This window comes from Nocardia sp. NPDC060255 (assembly GCF_042727395.1).
GTDB lineage: Bacteria > Actinomycetota > Actinomycetes > Mycobacteriales > Mycobacteriaceae > Nocardia.
On sequence record NZ_JBHXAU010000001.1, the window covers coordinates 567,246 to 582,837 of the forward strand.

The following is a 15,592-nucleotide window of genomic DNA, read 5'->3' on the forward strand; positions in this document are numbered from 1 at the left end:
TCGCATCGCCTAGTCGCGGCGTACGCGATAGTGTGTTGTTCGTTCGAACGAACAACACCACCGTAAGTGGCTGCCACCCGATCAGCAAGGGGACCGACCAACACATGCCAGGCCCGGCAAACACCCGCGAACGCATCGTCATGGCCGCCCTGCGGATCATCGGAACCGTCGGCGTGGCAGGGCTGACCAACCGCCGCATCGCCGCCGAGGCCGGGCTCTCGCTCGGCTCGATCACCTATCACTTCGACACCCAGGACGACCTGCTGCGGGCAGGCCTGCTGACCTTCATCGCCGAGGAGTCACGCAGATTCACCGAGCTCGCCGACCGGTTTCAAGCGGGCGAAATCGGCCTGGAGCAGGCGGGTGCCCTGCTCGGCAGCATCGCGACGGATACCAGCTTCGGCGTCGATCACACCGCATGGTTCGAGCTGTACCTGCAGGCAGGACGCGAACCGGAATTGCACGAGGCCGCCAACGCGTGCTTCGCGGCCTACGATCGGCTCGCCACCTCGGTACTGCAGGCGATGGGCGTCCCGGCTGCCGCCGATTTCGCCGAAATGAGTGTCGCCTTGCTGACGGGCATGCAGTTGCGCCGGCTGGCCACCGGGAGTAATCCCGACCGCCTGGTCGAAGCGCTGACCCGGTTCGTCCGCACCATCTCGACGAAGGATTGACCCGGTCTATTCCGGGACGAGTTCTAGGCGGACGCCGAGGAGGCGGACGGGGCGGTCGAGGGGGAAGCGGTCAACTATGCGGAGGGCGGTTTCGGTGATTTGGGTGGGGTCGATGGTGGGGGTTGGCAGTTTTTCTTGTTTGCTGCGGGTGTAGAAGGTGTTGGTGCGGACGGTGACCGAGACTCGGGTGCCGATGCGGCCTGCCTCGGCCATTTCCTCGGCTACCTCGGTGGCCAGGCGGGCGACCTGGGCGCGGATTTCGGCGGGGTCGGTGAGATCGTGCGGGAAGGTTTCGGATTTGCTGCGGCCCACCGGGATCCGGGGTTCGGTGGTGACGTCGGTGTCGCCTTTGCCGTGGCCGAGGACCCACAGGTAGGGGCCGGTGTTCGGGCCGAATTCGGCGGCGAGACGGGACCGGTCGGCGGCCATCAGGTCGGCGACGGTGTTGACGCCGAGGTCGGCGAGGCGGGTGGCGATTCGAGTGCCGATGCCCCACAACGCATTTGTCGGGCGGTGCGCCATGACCTCGGTCCAGTTCGCGGCGGTGAGACGGAAGACTCCGGCGGCCGCACCCGCGCCGGTGGCCGGACCGGCGGCCGACTTGCCGGTGGATTTGGCGAAGCCGGTGGCGAGCTTGGCGGTGAGCTTGTTGTCGCCGATGCCGATCGAGCAGGAAAGCTCCAATTGCTCGATGGCGCTGCGGATTTCGTGGGCCAGCGCCTCCGGATCTGCGGTGTCGGTGGCGAGGAACGCCTCGTCCCAGCCCCACACCTCGACACGGCCGGGGAAGCTGCGCAGCAGCGACATGACCTCGTCGGACGCCTCCTCGTAGCTGGCCATGTCCAACGGCAGGAACACGCCCTCGGGACACTTGCGCTGGGCGCTGCGCAGCGCCATCCCGGCCCGCACACCGAACGCCCGTGCCGGGTAGGACGCGCAGGTGACCACCTTGCGCGGCTCGGTGGGGTCGCCGTTACCGCCGACGATGACCGGCAGGCCGCGCAGCTCCGGGTGGCGGCGGAACTCCACCGCCGCCTGGAACTGATCGAGATCGACATGCAACAGCCATCTGGCCATAAGACCGTCTTACCCCACCTGTGTGACAGGCAGCCGAAATACCGGTCCGACGGCGGCGCCGAACGGGATCATGGCCGTACGATTTCCCTGAGCACGAACAAGGGGAGCAGACCGATGACCGATGCGCAGGACGAACCTGTCGCGCTGCCCGCGGTTCGGGTCGCGGACACCGACCGGGAAGTCGCGGTACGCAGGCTGCACATCGCGGTGACCGAGGGTCGCCTGGATGTGCTGGAACTGGACCGGCGACTCGTCCGGGCCTACTCGGCCCAGACCAGCGCCGAACTGGTCGCGGTCACCGCGGACCTGCCCACGGCCACCGAGCCGGTCGAGTTGCGCACCGGCAGTGGATCGCGGGACAAGCGCGGGCAGTGGATCGTCCCGGCCGAGCTCATCGCCGAGTGTCGGTCCGGCAGTATCACTCTCGACTTCACAGAGGCGCTCTGCGCACACAGCGAGATCGCGCTGCACGCGACCGCCGGCTCCGGCAGCATCAAGCTGATCGTGCCGCGCGGGTGGCGAGTCGATGTCGATCGGGTGCGGACAAAGAGCGGCAGCGTCACGAACCGCGCGACCGAGCCGCTGCTGCCCGGTGCGCCGGTGCTGCGGGTCGATGGGAAGGTCGGCTCCGGTTCCCTCAGCGTGCGGTACCCACGGCCGCCGCGCCGGTCCTTCCTGGCCTGGCTGCTCCGCCGGCCACGCCCGGCCTGACCCACCGATCGCCCTCGGACGGCGCGACCGAGAGATCGCAGGTGGTTGACCGGTCGCCCGTGCCGGTCGTCCGCATTACCACCCAGATCAGGCACCGGCGGCTGCGTCATCGAAAGACCTTGCATCGCTGGGCAACCCGCCGACGATGCGGCACAGCGCCGCAGTGAGTGTGCTCGGGTACAGCTCTTCGTCGGAGCGAGCGGCGACGATCCCGTCCGGCCGGACGAGCAGCGCGCCGCCCTCGGGCAAGCCGGTGCGCGCGAACCATTCGGCGACGGGTAGCGCGTGCACCGTGATGTCGATTCCGGTGTCCCACTGGGCTGCGCCGACCGCATCGCGCCACGCGGCCGAGGTGCCGGTGACCAGCAGCGCGAAGCCGGGACCGTTCAGATCCAGCGTCGAGATCCGCTGCGACCCGTCGATCCACAGATGCGGCACCCGGGTACCGACCTGGCCGGTCAGCTGGTCGACGTGCGGCGTCTCGCCGGTGCCGCCCAGGACGGCGGCCGAGGTGTACCGGTACCGGGACATCACCGTGTTGGTGCTCAGCTGACTGGCGAGATCGGCTGCGTTGTCCGGGGTTTCGATGCCGTAGCGGGTGGCGAAGTCGGTGCCGAGCCGAGCTTGCTCGGCCGCGATCAGTGCGCGCGGGCGACGCTCGGGCTGGTAGCTGTCGAGCAGTGCGGGCGCTGCCGTGCCGGACAATACCCCCGCCAGTTTCCAGATCAGGTTGTGCGCGTCCGCGATTCCGGTGTTGGCGCCGTAACCGCCCCACGGCGCGTGCCGGTGTGCGGCGTCGCCGACCAGGAAGACCCGGCCGCGGCGGTACTCGTCCGCGACGAAAACACCGGTGTCCCATGCGGTTTTCGCCAGCACCTCGACCTCGATGCCGGGAACGCCGATCGCGGCACGAACCAGCTCGGCACAACGCTCTGCCGGATAGTCGGCGAGATCCGTACGCGCGGCATCGTATTCGAGGTGGAACGACCACTCGGGGTTTTTGTTCTTCGCCAGCACCAGTCCACGCACCTCGTCGTTGACGATCTCGCACTGGCTGAACGTGCGACCGTTCAGTACCTCGGCGAGGTCGGTCCGCACGAAAAGGTTGAGGTAATGGTGCGTCGGCGGCAGCTCCCAGGCGGTGATGCCGAGCGCTCGCCGGATCGGGCTGCCCGCGCCGTCGGCGGCGATGAGGTAGTCGGCCTGGACGGTCGAGGTAGCGCCGGTCTGATCCCGCAGCGTGGCGGTGACACCGCCGTCGGTGGCCTCGAAGTCGCTCAGCTCCACCCCGAAACGCAGGTCACCGCCGCGCTGGCGGGCCACCTCGGTGAGCAGCGGCTCCAGCTGAACCTGCGGCAGAAAACAGAAGCTGGACGGACTCGGCTCCGGGTTCTGCAGGCTCTTCATGAAATTGGCCAGCTCGAGCTGCTCGGCGGTCAGCAGCGTGGCGCCCCGGCTCGCGCCGCCGAACCGGCCCGCCCGCAACGCGGACGCGGCGGCCCGCTGGACCCGATCCTCGACGCCGAGCTGCCGGAACAGCTCGACGGTCCGGGTGTGCACGCCGCGCGAGCGTGGCAGCACCGACACACCGGTCCGCTTCTCGACGAGCACGAAGGGCACCGCGTGATATTCGAGGAAGAGCGCGGCGGACAGTCCGACCAGACCACCGCCGACGATGAGAACGGGTACTTGCTCCGTCGAAGTCATGCACCGATGTTGTGCCCGTCCGCTTGCACCGCCCTTGCATGCCGATTACACGAGAAAGGCCGGGCACCCGAGGTGCCCGGCCCTTTCCCGCACGTCAGGCGGTGGCCGCGAAGGCCCGTCCGTCCAGCGCGGGCTCGGCGACCGGCTCGATGGCGTAGGCCAGGATGTCGGCCACGTCGGCGACGGGGCGAACCTCCAGTGCGGCAAGCACTTCGGCCGGGACGTCGTCCAGGTCCGGCTCGTTGCGGGCCGGGATGAACACCGTCTTCAGGCCGGCCCGCTGAGCGGCGAGCAGCTTCTGCTTGACACCGCCGATCGGCAGCACCCGCCCGTTCAGCGTGACCTCGCCGGTCATGCCGACATCGGCGCGCACCTGCCTGCCCAGTGCCAGCGACACCAGCGCGGTGACCATGGTGACACCCGCCGACGGCCCGTCCTTGGGGACCGCGCCCGCCGGGAAGTGCACGTGGATATTGCGATCCAGCACCGACGGTTCGATGCCGATCTCCTCCAGGTGCGAGCGCACGTAGGTCAATGCGATCTGCGCGGACTCCTTCATCACGTCGCCGAGCTGACCGGTCAGGGTCAGCGAGCGCTCACCCTCCGCGGCGTTGGCCTCGATGTAGAGGACATCGCCGCCGAGGCCGGTGACCGCGAGGCCGGTCGCCACACCCGGGACCGCGGTGCGTTCCACCGAGTCGGGGGTGAAGCGTGGGCGGCCCAGGTACTCCTTCAGATCACCCACGTCGATCGTCAGCGAATGCTGCGGGCCGGACTTCAGCAATGAGTCGTAACCCAGCTCGGATTCGTAGCCGAGATCGGCTGGGGTCGAACCCGGTCCGTCCTCGGACAGCCGAGTCGCGGCCTTACGCAACGCCTTCGCGATCAGGCGCTCCATCTGCCGCACCCCGGCTTCCCGGGTGTAGTTGGCGGCGATCTCGCGCAGCGCCTCGTCGGTGACGGTCACCTCGTCGGTGGTCAGCGCGTTGCGCTCCAGCTGCCTCGGCACCAGGAAGTCGCGGGCGATGCCGACCTTGTCGTCCTCGGTGTAGCCGTCGACGGTGATCAGCTCCATCCGGTCCAGCAGCGGGCCGGGGATGGTGTCCATGACGTTGGCGGTCGCGATGAACAGCACGTCGGACAGGTCCAGGTCCAGATCCAGGTAGTGATCGCGGAACGTGTGGTTCTGCGCCGGGTCCAGCACCTCCAGCAGCGCGGCCGCCGGGTCGCCACGGAAATCCGAGCCGACCTTGTCGATCTCGTCCAGCAGGACAACGGGATTCATCGAACCCGCCTCCTTGATGGCGCGGACGATCCGGCCGGGCAGCGCGCCGACGTAGGTGCGCCGGTGGCCACGGATCTCGGCCTCGTCGCGCACGCCACCCAGGGCGACGCGGACGAACTTGCGGCCCATGGCGCGGGCCACCGATTCGCCGAGCGAGGTCTTGCCGACACCGGGCGGGCCGACCAGCGCGAGCACCGCCCCGGAGCCGCGGCCGCCGACGACGTCGAGCCCACGCGAGGCTCGCCGGGAACGCACCGCCAGGTACTCGACCATCCGGTCCTTGACCTCGTCCAGGCCGTGGTGATCGGCGTCGAGCACCGCGCGAGCGGCCGAAACATCGGTGCTGTCAGTGGTTTTCACCGTCCACGGCAGCTCGAGCACGGTGTCCAGCCAGGTCCGGATCCAACCGGTCTCCGGGCTCTGATCGCTGGACCGCTCCAGCCTGCCGACCTCGCGCAGCGCCTCTTCGCGGACGTTGTCCGGCAGGTCGGCCTGCTCGACCCTGGTGCGGTAGTCGTCGGCGCCGTCGGGCTCGCCCTCGCCGAGTTCCTTGCGGATCGCGTTGAGCTGCTGGCGCAGCAGGAACTCGCGCTGGCTCTTCTCCAGACCCTCGCGGACGTCGTCACTGATCTTCTCGGTGACCTCGGCCTCGGCGATATGGTCCTTGGTCCATTCGATCAGCGTGTTCAACCGCTGGGTGACGTCGGGGGTTTGCAGCAGTTCACGCTTCTGATCGTCGGTCAGGTACGGCGCGTAGCCCGCGGTGTCGGCGATCGCCGACGGATCGGTCAGCTGATTGACCGCGTCGATGATCTGCCAGGCCTCACGGCGCTGCAGGACCGAGACGACCAGCTTCTTGTATTCGGCGGCAAGCTCTTTCGTCCGGCCGTCCGGCGCGGGGATCTCGACCGGCTCGGCCTCGACCCACAGCGCGGCACCCGGCCCGGTCACCCCGTGCCCGATCTTCGCGCGCCGTTCCGCCTTCAGCACGGCCGCCGGTGCGCCACCGCGCATCCGGCCGACCTGTTCGATAGTGGCGACCACACCGTAGGAGGCGTAGCCCTCGGTGAGCCGCGGCGCCAGCAGCACCGCGTCGGTCTTGGCCGCGCGCGCGGCATCGATGGCAGCCTGCGCCGATTCGTCCAGTTCGATGGGCACGACCATGCCCGGCAGCACGATCGGATCGGTCAGGAACAGCACCGGCAGGTTCTGTGGTGTAGTCACGTGTTCGACCCTTCCAAAAGTTGAGCGATACCAACTCAACCCCGCCCCTTCCCCCTTTGTTCCGAATACCTCCCCACGTTCGCTGTGGGCGAAGAAGTCGAACATCAGAACTGACGGCGCTGATCCCACTTCCGGCTGCTCGGATTCCACGTACCTGCGGTGATGGTGCCATCGAGCAGCGAGTTCAAGCACTCGCCGAGGCATTCCAGGGCAGCGTCGAGTCGACTCAGCTCAGTGGGCAAAGTGGTGGTGCGAGCCAGTTCGCCGTACCCGGCGACCCATTCCGGTCCTGGGGATCGAACCTCGCCCGGCAGCTCCAGAAACATCCTCCGCACACACTGAATCTCCAGTGCCGCGATGGTCTGGCCGGCGTCGAACGCGAACTCTCGGGTAATAAGCAGCAGATCTACCAGGTCACGCCATCGAGTGGACGGGGTGTGCCCCTCGGGCCCATGGCGTTCATACATCGCGGCGACCTTGTCGGCGATCTGATCCGCCAAGGGATAACAAGAAAATTCCGGAAGAGCGGCAACATCATCGATCTCGACAACCGGGGTCGGTGTGATGCGGTCGATGTCACCGACGAGTTCACGATGTACCGCAAGGTCGACAGGAAACGCCTGCAGCTTGGTCACACCCATATAAGGGGTGGCCTTCAGCTTCATACCTTCGGTGGCTCCCAGGAAGTCGCGGCCTTTGATCTCGATCTGGAAGACGAACGGGTCCATCGTCGAGACCGCCGTTCCGAGCTGGCGGAGTTCATCGACCGCACGGTCAAGACCGGCATCTAGATGGAGTAGATCGATATCGCGACTCTGCCGAGCACCAGGCAAACGGACCAGCAGACCACCACCGCCCTTCAGGATCCACGGCGCGGCCGGATCGATGAATACGCGGCCGAGGAAGCGCTGCATGAAAAACTCTCGTAGCAGCTGCTCCGACGGCCGACCGAGCACTCGAGCCTGTTTCTTGATCCGCTGGTTGAGCGCGTTCTTGAAGGCAGAGCCGCTCTTGTATGTCGGGGTCACAGTTCTTCACCGGCCTGTTGGCTGTCGTCGGCTGATGGTTCGGATTCGCCGTTGATCATTTCCAGCGCCCGCTCCATGGCCTGGAGCTTGGACTGAAATTCAGGGCTACCGAGCGTCGCGTTGATTTTCTCGAGCGTCTGATCGAAATCGCGCAATCTGGTGCGGACTTCGGGGCTACTCGGTGCCCAGGGGTGGTCGATCATCGAATCGGCCGAGCTCGGCGTCCGCAAGTCAGAACCGTGTGCCGCCGTGTTCCTGCGATGTCGCGCGGCCCAGGCCAGGTCGAGCGCGGATCGTGGAACGCCGGCCTGTGCGATGAACAACTCGACCAATGCGGTTCCCGCGCCGATGGCGGCTCCGTAGTGGTGAGCGTAGGGCCGCAGCGCGATAGCCAACTCGCTGATGGTCGTGCCGCCGGCATAGATGGCGTCACGGGCGATGGCGGCGAGATGTCCACCATCGATGTGAGCCGCAGCGAGATCGACAACTGTGCGCAAAGGTCGGGTGACCGGCAGCCCTGCCGACAACTCCCAATCCTCGCGACCCAGCGTTTCGATATGAAACCGCACATCGGGACTACGGGTGCTGCGCCGACGAGGAACGATGAACTCGTGGAAGTCGGCATCGAGGTCGCCTAACTCGAGCAGTCGGGCAGCCGACCGATGCGACACGACACCCATCGGTACCGGATCACCCACGCGATCACCGGCCAATCGTTTCGGCTCCAGCGCGAGCCATTCGGCCCGGATCGACTCCTCCGGAGCCTCCGGCAACCCGGCAAGGCGGTAGACCCCTTGCCTGAGGCGGACGATCAGGGCACTGTCAGCAAGGCGCTTGACCCGCTGCGGGTTGATGCCGGCAGCACCTGCCTGCGCGGTGGTGAACAGCCCCCATTGAGACTCAGCCAGCTCAGCGAGTCCTAGAAGTCGTTCATCACTACGCATGCATCAAAAATAACATTTTGTGCCGCGATAGTGAGGCACTGGTTGTAACTTTTGACGTCCATCAAGGATGTTCCGGGGCGCAACCCTCAAGCTGGCAGGTCGGTCTTGTGACAATTAGCTCGCTGTGCTTGACCGATTGAGGTCTGGGGAGGGCCACTCAGGGCCGTACTTCCCCACGTTCGCTGTGGGCGAAGAAGTCGACGCGAATCGCGCGAACTAGTCGTCGTAGCGGCTTCCCACCTGCACGACCACAACCTCGGTATCGGTGACGTAGTAGATCAACCGGTGCTCGTGGCTGATCCGTCGCGACCAGTGCCCGGCAAGCTCATATCTCAGCGGCTCGGGCTTGCCAATTCCAGCGAACGGATCTGCAAGTACGGCGTTGATCGTCTTGTTCGCCGCCTTCAGTACCGCACGATCCCGCGGCAGCCAGGATGAATAGCTACACCACCCCTGGGCGGTGAACGTCAACTTTCGATCAGGCACGACATCACGCCTTCCGTCGGCGCGGACGAACACGCTGGTCCATCCCGGTCGTGTCGTCCGGCTCGTCGGTCAACAACGACACGAGGTTGTTCTCAGCTACACGAGACTGCAACTCATCCATGAAGCGCTTGAAGCGATCTGCGGAGTTGGTTGCTCCGGCGTCGTCGGCATAGATCTTCTCCGCGATCGCCCACAGCGCCGCACCCGGCGCAACCGCGTATCGCTTCGCGCCCTCGACAAGAAGCTTGTCCGGAGCGTCGTCATCGGTGGCAGATTCGTTGTAGAACTTAGGCTCGATCGCCCAGACCACGTCACCGCGCCGGAGCGTGAAGGTGCGAGTCGGCGGCTCTGTCGACGTCTCGTCGTCCGGGTCGATCAGGGCATGAGCTTCCGTGCGTCCTGCACGAGCGTCCTCGGCAGAAGCCAGCAATTGCGCGCCTCCGTGGGTTTGGAGCACGTACAACGTCTCCATGATCGAGTTCCAATCGGACTCGGCCACCAACACGGCGTTCTCGCCGGTCTTCGTGACGACCGTCACCTGATCGTGGTCGTCGTTGACCTTCTTCACCATTCCGAATAGGTCCTGACGAACGGTCGAGATCGGTAGCGCCGACATCGGCAATCACCCCTTTAGAAGTCGTACAACATATCGTACGCCTTAATTCGTACAACATGTCGTACAACCTCAGAAGCGAGCGTACATGCAGCTCAGGAGGTTTTTGGGGCGTAGTGGAGGGCGGTGATGCCGCAGGCGAAGGGGGTGGCGGCGACTGTGGTGAGGGGGGTGTAGGCGCCGGGGGCGAAGACGGGGAGGCCGGTGCCGATGGCGGTGGGGTTGGTGAAGAGGTGGAGTTCGTCGATTAGGTGGGCGGCGATGAGGGTGGAGACGAGGGTGCCGCCGCCGTAGACGATGAGGTCGCCGCCGGGTTGGTTCTTGAGGTCGGTGATGAGTTTGGTGAGGTCGCCGCCTGCGACTGTGGTGTTGTCCCAGGGGGACTCGGTGAGGGTGTTGGAGATGACGATTTTGGGGGTGTTGTTCATCCAGTCGATGGTGGCCTGGTCTTCGCCGTCGGCTTCGGTGCGGGTGGACCAGGTGGGGATGAAACCTTCGGCGAGGTTGCGGCCGAGGAGGATGGTGTCGACGGAGGACATGAGGGTGGCGATGTAGGTGGCTACGTCGGGGGTCCAGGGGAAGGTCATCCAGTCCATTTCGCCGTTCGGGCCGGACATGTAGCCGTCGATGGTGGTTTGGACCTGGAGCTTGAGCTTGCGCATCGGGTTTCCTTTTCTAAGGGCGGCTTGGGGCCTGCCGTTCTGATGTGTCTTTACTGTGCTGGAAGCGGTTTACGGATTGTTTACGGTCCGCTGCGGGTTGGCGCGGCGGGTGCGGTGCGGTGGGCGTGTTCGCGGGCAAACTACGGCGGCTGGCTTATCGTTGAGCTGGCTGCGCCGCTGGTCGGTGGCAGTTTTTCGATGGGCGCAGCGGACCCTCGATGGGAGCATGTGCATGAGTTGGCCGATCCGGACCGGGCATGACTGGCGACAGGCCGGACTGGTGATCGCGGTGGTCGCGGCGTTGCTCGCGGTGCCGTCGGCGGTCGCCGCGCTGGTACCGACCAGGGAGACGGCGGTTGCCCCGGATGCGGAGATCAAGCTGACTGCGCCGGGGGAGGAGCCCGACACGGTCGGTTTCGGTGGGGTCGGCGGGTGGCGGCGCAGGCCGACGGGGGATCAGACGACGGCCGTGCTGATCGCTCCGGATGGTTCGCGACTGGCGGTCAGCGTGATCGACGGCGTCACGGACTTCGCCGACGCGGCGGACTGGCGATTGAAAGTGCTTGGTGCGCAGGGCTTCAAGGCGGATTTCGACGGCGGGGAGGTCAAGACGCCGAACGGCTTCAGCGGCCGGACCTGCCGCGGCACGGACCGCGCCGGGGTGTGCGCGATCGTCGGCAACGAGAAACTGGCGGTCACGCTGGTGCTCATCGGTGACGACGCCACGTTCCCGGAGCTGACGCCGGTCCTGCAAACGCTGACGGTGCAACGATGAAGTGGTTCCAGCCGAAGTCGGCGCTGTTCTGGGCTTACTGTCTGATCTCGTTCCTGGGGCTGGCCGGGCTGGTGCTCCAATTGGCCCCGGTGGCCGCGCTGACCTGGCGCGACATCCTGGTCGGCCTACCGTTCACCCTCGCGACGCTGCTCGTATTCGGTTGGCTTGTCCTGCATTTGGATCGACTGCGGGCGCGACGGCGGATCCGGACACCGCTGGTCATGGGCTTTCTCTGGGGCGCGCTCGCCGGGCCCGGCATCGCCATGTTCGCCAACGACAACAACATGCGCATCATTCAGAACCTGGCGGGCGACGCGTTCGCGATCGACTGGCAGGCACCGATTTCGGCCGCGATCGTGGAGGAGGCGGTCAAGGGTATCGGCGTGTTCGCCGTCGCGTGGCTCGCCCGGCCACTGCTGAATCGGCCGATGCACGGCCTGCTGCTGGGCGGCTGCACCGGCCTCGGCTTCCAGGTCGTCGAGAACATCACCTACTCGGCCAACGCCGGATTGCTGTCGACACAGGACAATTCGGCGACCGCGGTGCTGGTCGGCATCGTGCGACTGCTCACCGGCATCACCTCGCACTGGATGCTGACCGCGCTCGCCGGCATCGGCATCGTGCTGGCGGTGGCGCGATCGGATTGGCCGGCCGGTCGGCGCGCGCAGGTCTTCGTCATGTTCTATCTGCTCGGTGCCGCACTGCATTTCGGTTGGGACGCGCCGAGCCCGGCGAACATTCCGGTGGGCTCGATCCTCGCCAGGACGATCCTGTACATCCTGATCTTCGCCGTCGTCTACACCTGGGTGGTGCACACCGAACGGCAGTGGTTCCGCGCGGTGGTCAACTGGGCGGTGACGCGGGGGATCGCGCCGGCCGGTGAGCTGAGCACGTTGATCTCGCGTCGAAGCCGACGCCGAGCCCGTAAAGCGGAACAGCTGAGCGGCCAGTACCGCCGTCGCCATCAGGTGCGGCGGCAGCGCGTGCTACTCGACTGGGTCCAGGACACCGGCGCGGGATCGGGCATTCGTATCCCGGTGTGAGGCAACTACTTACGCCTGGTGATCACCACCGGCTGCACCTCGGTCGGCACGTTGGCGAACGCGGCGACCGGAACGCCGAACGCGGCCGCGAGAATCTCCCTCGGCAGCGAATTCACGGTGGCCACGATGCCGATGTCGTCGTTGGGTTCCTGCGCGCTGGTGTTGAAAACCACCAGGACCTGCAGGGACTGTTCGGTGCTCGAGTTGCCGAAGTAATGGAAGAAGCCCTGCGGCACGAACACCAGATCGCCCTGCTTCGCCTCGAAGACATCGTTGCGATAGGTGCCGTCGGGATGGGTGCCGAGCATCGTCCAGTCGGCCTTGCCGGAAATGATGTAGTTGAGTTCCCACGCGGTCGGATGCCAATGCGGCTCGCGGATGCCGCCGACCTCGAGCTCGACGAAATAGACCGACGCGTGCTGGCCGGTGAGCACCGGAAAGGTGCCCTCGTGCGCGCCGCGCAACGTGCCGCCGTCGTATCGGTCCGGCTCGGCCGCGGTCAGGTGGTACAGATGCGAGTCGGTGTCCAGCTTGGTATCGGCCGCCGACGCGGGCATCGCGTTGCCCTGCTCGGCTCGGGCCGACCCGCCCACCGTCGCGGCGAGCGCCCCGCCGAGGGCCGCGCCACCGAGGGCGGCGCCGGTGCCGATGATCCGGCGGCGGCTGAGCCGCTCGTCGTCCTCGCTCGGTAGCTCGTCGGGCACTGGGTTTTCGGACACGCGACCTCCTGCGACGTCGGCGGTCGGCGACCGCGCGTGGGGGATGTCAGGCTCACGCCCAGGTCCAGCTCGGGCGCGCTCATGGTAGCCCCGCCGCGCCACCGTGTGCCCGCGTTGACACTCGCTCCGGCGCAATGACAATGTTGGGGCCTTGATACCTCATACCGGCGGTTCCGTCGGTTCGGCCTAGGGAGATCCATCGATGAGTTCACTCGCCGCCGGCGTGTTCATCGATTGGGAAGATCTGACGGGCCAGTCCAAGTTCGTGGTCGATCTGGTGACGTTCCCGATCTTCAGCGCGCTGGCGGGCTGGCTGACCAACTGGACCGGCGTGCTGATGTTGTTCTGGCCGGAGCGATTTCGCGGCTTCCGCATCCCGGGCCTGTATCTGCTCTATCCGTATTTCCCGCGGCGGGTGCAGGTGCTGCCGACCTTCTCCGGGGACGGGCAGCAGCTCGGATTCCAAGGCTTCATCCCGGCACGGGCCGAGAAGATGGCCAGCATCTGCGTCGACAAGGCGCTGATGCGGATCGGCAGCCCGCGCGACTTCATCCACGAACTCGACCTGGACGGCATCGCCGACTACGTCGCGGTGCTCGCCCGCAAGCAGGTGCAGCCGCTGGTCGACGAGCTGATGAACCGGGAGAACCCCGACCTGTGGCGGAGCGTGCCGCGCGCGGCCAAGCAGATCATCTACCAGCGGGTGGATCGGGAGATGCCCGCGCTGTCGCGGCGCGCGTTCGAATCGCTGGGCGACAACGTCGATCAGCTGATCGATATCAAGAGCTTCGTCATCCGGTATCTGCAGGACAACCCCGGCATCCTCAAGGATCTGACGACCACCATCGCGGCGCCGGAGCTGCGCTTCATGGTCCGGATCGGCCTGCTCGGCGCGCCGTTCGGCCTGCTGCTCGCGCTGTATATGCATGTGCACCAGCACATTCCGGTGCTGGGCTGGGTGCCTGGCTGGGTGATCGTGCTGCTCGCCTCGGCGGCGATCGGCGTGATCGTCAATGTCATCGCGGTCAAGATGGTGTTCGAGCCCGGCGACCCGCAGCCCTGGTACAAGTACCTGTGGCAGCAGGCGCTGCTGGCCAAGCGGCAGCCGCAGGCGGCGACCGACCTCGCGCACATCCTGGCCTACCAGGTGCTCACCCTGCCGAACCTGTCGCGGGAACTACTGGACGGTCCCAACGGCGACAAGACCCGCCAGCTGCTGGAACGGCTCGTTTCCGACGAGATCCACCGGCAGCTCGGCCCGACCACCTCGTTCGTCCGCGCGGCGCTCGGGCGTCGCCAGTTCGACAACCTCAAGGCGGGCGCGGCCGGTGCCGCCGTCGGGCTCGCGCCGAGCCTGGCCGAGGACGAGGAATTCATCCTGGAGCAGGCCAAGACCATCGATGTGTTCGCGGCCCGCAAGCTTCGGCAGCTGACGCCGGGGGAGTTCATGGAGATGTTCTATGCCTCGGTCGAACAGGACGCGTGGCTGCTCTATCTCCATGGCGCGGTGCTCGGGTTGGCCGTCGGCGCCTCGCATCTGATCATTTTCGGCTGGTAGCCAAGCCTTCTGGGCAGTCGGTCCAAATACAAGCACGCGTGCTTGCATTTTTCGGCGGCCGCTGCGATGCTGAACCGCGACGGCACACGAGGTGGTGTGCGTTCGACCGATCGGGCAGGGGAACAGATGGCTGACCTCGAGGCGCTGCTCAACGATTTCGCCGACGAGTGCGCGGACCTGGAACGCCTCGTCACCCCGCTGGCGGCGGCCGATTGGGCCCGCCTGACACCTGCGGCAGGCTGGACCATTGCCCATCAGATCGGCCATCTGGCCTGGACCGACGAGGTCGCCACGCTCGCCGCCGCCGATGACGAGGGCTTCCAGCGACTGGTGGCCGAGGCCGCGCCCAAGGCGACGACCTTTGTCGACGAGGCCGCCGAAGAAGCAGCGACCACGCCGCCCGCGGAGCTACTGGATCGGTGGCACCGCGGCCAGCAGGCCCTCACCGACGCACTGCGCGTGGTCCCCGCGGGCAGCAAGCTGCCGTGGTTCGGCCCGCCGATGAGCGCGGCCTCGATGATCACCGCCCGCATCATGGAAACCTGGGCACACGGCCAGGACGTGGCCGACGCGCTCGGCATCACCCGCACCCCCACCGCGCGGCTGCGCACCGTGGCCCACATCGGCGCGCGGACCAGGAACTACGCCTACACCGTGCATGGAAAGACCCCGCCGGCGGCCGAATTCCGGATCGAGCTCACCGCGCCCGACGGCACGATCTGGTCATGGGGACCCGAGGACGCCGCGCAGCGGGTGACCGGACCGGCCCTCGATTTCTGCCTGCTGGTGACCCAGCGCCGCCACCCCGACGACCTCGCGATCGAGACGGTCGGCGCGGACGCGGCGGAATGGCTTACCCTCGCACAGGCTTTCGCGGGACCGACGGGAACGGGGCGCACGGCGGGGCAATTCGCCTGACACTTCGCCCGAAACAGCAGCGACGGCCGGATGCGTACATCCGGCCGTCGCCCACCCGACCCGATCCATAGTTTCGGGAGCGGGCGAGCGTCACACTTGGGTGCGCCGTTCGTGTCGGCCGGACGCCATTGGCCGGGTGTCTCGATGTGGCAGTCGAGGATGACGCTC

General features: G+C 66.7%; 15 protein-coding genes. 6 read left to right on the forward strand and 9 right to left on the reverse strand.

Features of this window, described 5'->3' with window-relative positions; translation table 11 throughout:
- The first annotated feature begins 104 nt into the window (after positions 1-104).
- Positions 105-674, forward strand: a complete 570-nt coding sequence (locus tag ACFWF1_RS02715) for a TetR/AcrR family transcriptional regulator (RefSeq protein ID WP_379283233.1) — start codon at positions 105-107, stop codon at positions 672-674.
- A gap of 6 nt (positions 675-680) precedes the next feature.
- On the opposite strand, the gene ACFWF1_RS02720 is transcribed toward ACFWF1_RS02715, so the two are convergent.
- Positions 681-1,751, reverse strand: a complete 1,071-nt coding sequence (locus tag ACFWF1_RS02720) for a DNA polymerase IV (RefSeq protein ID WP_379283231.1) — start codon at positions 1,749-1,751, stop codon at positions 681-683.
- 114 nt (positions 1,752-1,865) lie between these two features.
- Here ACFWF1_RS02720 and ACFWF1_RS02725 point away from each other — a divergent pair, with 114 nt between their 5' ends.
- Complete coding sequence (locus ACFWF1_RS02725; RefSeq protein WP_379283230.1) at positions 1,866-2,462, forward strand: DUF1707 domain-containing protein; 597 nt, start codon at positions 1,866-1,868, stop codon at positions 2,460-2,462.
- 87 nt (positions 2,463-2,549) lie between these two features.
- Here ACFWF1_RS02725 and ACFWF1_RS02730 read toward each other — a convergent pair whose 3' ends face one another.
- From ACFWF1_RS02730 to ACFWF1_RS02760, 7 genes are all read right to left on the reverse strand, one after another.
- A complete protein-coding gene (locus tag ACFWF1_RS02730; RefSeq protein ID WP_379283229.1) occupies positions 2,550-4,169 on the reverse strand; it encodes an FAD-dependent monooxygenase in 1,620 nt (539 codons plus the stop codon).
- A 94-nt stretch (positions 4,170-4,263) separates the two neighbouring features.
- Positions 4,264-6,618: an endopeptidase La gene (lon, locus tag ACFWF1_RS02735; RefSeq protein ID WP_379283418.1), complete on the reverse strand. Its 2,355-nt coding sequence runs from the start codon at positions 6,616-6,618 to the stop codon at positions 4,264-4,266.
- 164 nt (positions 6,619-6,782) lie between these two features.
- Entirely contained in the window at positions 6,783-7,592 is an 810-nt protein-coding gene (locus tag ACFWF1_RS02740) for a nucleotidyl transferase AbiEii/AbiGii toxin family protein (protein ID WP_379283228.1), read from the reverse strand.
- 110 nt (positions 7,593-7,702) lie between these two features.
- On the reverse strand, positions 7,703-8,650 hold the full coding sequence (locus ACFWF1_RS02745) for a type IV toxin-antitoxin system AbiEi family antitoxin domain-containing protein (protein ID WP_379283227.1): 948 nt from the start codon (positions 8,648-8,650) through the stop codon (positions 7,703-7,705).
- A gap of 216 nt (positions 8,651-8,866) precedes the next feature.
- Positions 8,867-9,136 carry a Txe/YoeB family addiction module toxin gene (locus tag ACFWF1_RS02750; RefSeq protein ID WP_379283226.1) on the reverse strand — a complete coding sequence of 90 codons (270 nt, stop codon included), beginning with the start codon at positions 9,134-9,136 and terminating at the stop codon, positions 8,867-8,869.
- 4 nt (positions 9,137-9,140) lie between these two features.
- The gene (locus ACFWF1_RS02755; RefSeq protein ID WP_379283225.1) at positions 9,141-9,752 is read right to left on the reverse strand and encodes a type II toxin-antitoxin system Phd/YefM family antitoxin; all 612 of its coding nucleotides are present in this window, start codon (positions 9,750-9,752) and stop codon (positions 9,141-9,143) included.
- Positions 9,753-9,844: 92 nt separating this feature from the next.
- A complete protein-coding gene (locus tag ACFWF1_RS02760) occupies positions 9,845-10,411 on the reverse strand; it encodes a dihydrofolate reductase family protein (RefSeq protein WP_379283224.1) in 567 nt (188 codons plus the stop codon).
- Between the two features lie 232 nt (positions 10,412-10,643).
- Between ACFWF1_RS02760 and ACFWF1_RS02765 the strand changes: the two genes are divergently transcribed.
- Positions 10,644-11,186, forward strand: coding sequence for a hypothetical protein (locus ACFWF1_RS02765; protein WP_379283223.1), 543 nt, complete (start codon positions 10,644-10,646; stop codon positions 11,184-11,186).
- Positions 11,183-12,229 carry a PrsW family intramembrane metalloprotease gene (locus tag ACFWF1_RS02770; RefSeq protein ID WP_379283222.1) on the forward strand — a complete coding sequence of 349 codons (1,047 nt, stop codon included), beginning with the start codon at positions 11,183-11,185 and terminating at the stop codon, positions 12,227-12,229. The genes ACFWF1_RS02765 and ACFWF1_RS02770 overlap by 4 nt, the downstream gene beginning before the upstream one ends.
- A gap of 5 nt (positions 12,230-12,234) precedes the next feature.
- On the opposite strand, the gene ACFWF1_RS02775 is transcribed toward ACFWF1_RS02770, so the two are convergent.
- Positions 12,235-12,948, reverse strand: a complete 714-nt coding sequence (locus tag ACFWF1_RS02775; protein ID WP_379283221.1) for a cupin domain-containing protein — start codon at positions 12,946-12,948, stop codon at positions 12,235-12,237.
- Between the two features lie 202 nt (positions 12,949-13,150).
- Here ACFWF1_RS02775 and ACFWF1_RS02780 point away from each other — a divergent pair, with 202 nt between their 5' ends.
- Together ACFWF1_RS02780 and ACFWF1_RS02785 are read left to right on the forward strand one after the other, a co-directional pair.
- Positions 13,151-14,506, forward strand: a complete 1,356-nt coding sequence (locus ACFWF1_RS02780; protein ID WP_379283219.1) for a hypothetical protein — start codon at positions 13,151-13,153, stop codon at positions 14,504-14,506.
- Positions 14,507-14,632: 126 nt separating this feature from the next.
- Positions 14,633-15,424 carry a TIGR03084 family metal-binding protein gene (locus ACFWF1_RS02785; RefSeq protein WP_379283218.1) on the forward strand — a complete coding sequence of 264 codons (792 nt, stop codon included), beginning with the start codon at positions 14,633-14,635 and terminating at the stop codon, positions 15,422-15,424.
- Positions 15,425-15,592 lie beyond the last annotated feature (168 nt).

What these genes read in the sequence shown, in the direction of transcription:
- ACFWF1_RS02740 (WP_379283228.1), bottom strand. Translation starts at nt 7,592, where the DNA reads ATGCAGCGCTTCCTCGGCCGCGTATTCATCGATCCGGCCGCGCCGTGG.
- ACFWF1_RS02730 (WP_379283229.1), bottom strand. Translation starts at nt 4,169, where the DNA reads ATGACTTCGACGGAGCAAGTACCCGTTCTCATCGTCGGCGGTGGTCTG.
- ACFWF1_RS02745 (WP_379283227.1), bottom strand. Translation starts at nt 8,650, where the DNA reads ATGCGTAGTGATGAACGACTTCTAGGACTCGCTGAGCTGGCTGAGTCT.
- ACFWF1_RS02785 (WP_379283218.1), top strand. Translation starts at nt 14,633, where the DNA reads ATGGCTGACCTCGAGGCGCTGCTCAACGATTTCGCCGACGAGTGCGCG.
- ACFWF1_RS02755 (WP_379283225.1), bottom strand. Translation starts at nt 9,752, where the DNA reads ATGTCGGCGCTACCGATCTCGACCGTTCGTCAGGACCTATTCGGAATG.
- ACFWF1_RS02720 (WP_379283231.1), bottom strand. Translation starts at nt 1,751, where the DNA reads ATGGCCAGATGGCTGTTGCATGTCGATCTCGATCAGTTCCAGGCGGCG.
- ACFWF1_RS02760 (WP_379283224.1), bottom strand. Translation starts at nt 10,411, where the DNA reads ATGCGCAAGCTCAAGCTCCAGGTCCAAACCACCATCGACGGCTACATG.
- ACFWF1_RS02780 (WP_379283219.1), top strand. Translation starts at nt 13,151, where the DNA reads ATGAGTTCACTCGCCGCCGGCGTGTTCATCGATTGGGAAGATCTGACG.
- ACFWF1_RS02725 (WP_379283230.1), top strand. Translation starts at nt 1,866, where the DNA reads ATGACCGATGCGCAGGACGAACCTGTCGCGCTGCCCGCGGTTCGGGTC.
- ACFWF1_RS02715 (WP_379283233.1), top strand. Translation starts at nt 105, where the DNA reads ATGCCAGGCCCGGCAAACACCCGCGAACGCATCGTCATGGCCGCCCTG.
- ACFWF1_RS02770 (WP_379283222.1), top strand. Translation starts at nt 11,183, where the DNA reads ATGAAGTGGTTCCAGCCGAAGTCGGCGCTGTTCTGGGCTTACTGTCTG.
- lon (WP_379283418.1), bottom strand. Translation starts at nt 6,618, where the DNA reads ATGGTCGTGCCCATCGAACTGGACGAATCGGCGCAGGCTGCCATCGAT.
- ACFWF1_RS02765 (WP_379283223.1), top strand. Translation starts at nt 10,644, where the DNA reads ATGAGTTGGCCGATCCGGACCGGGCATGACTGGCGACAGGCCGGACTG.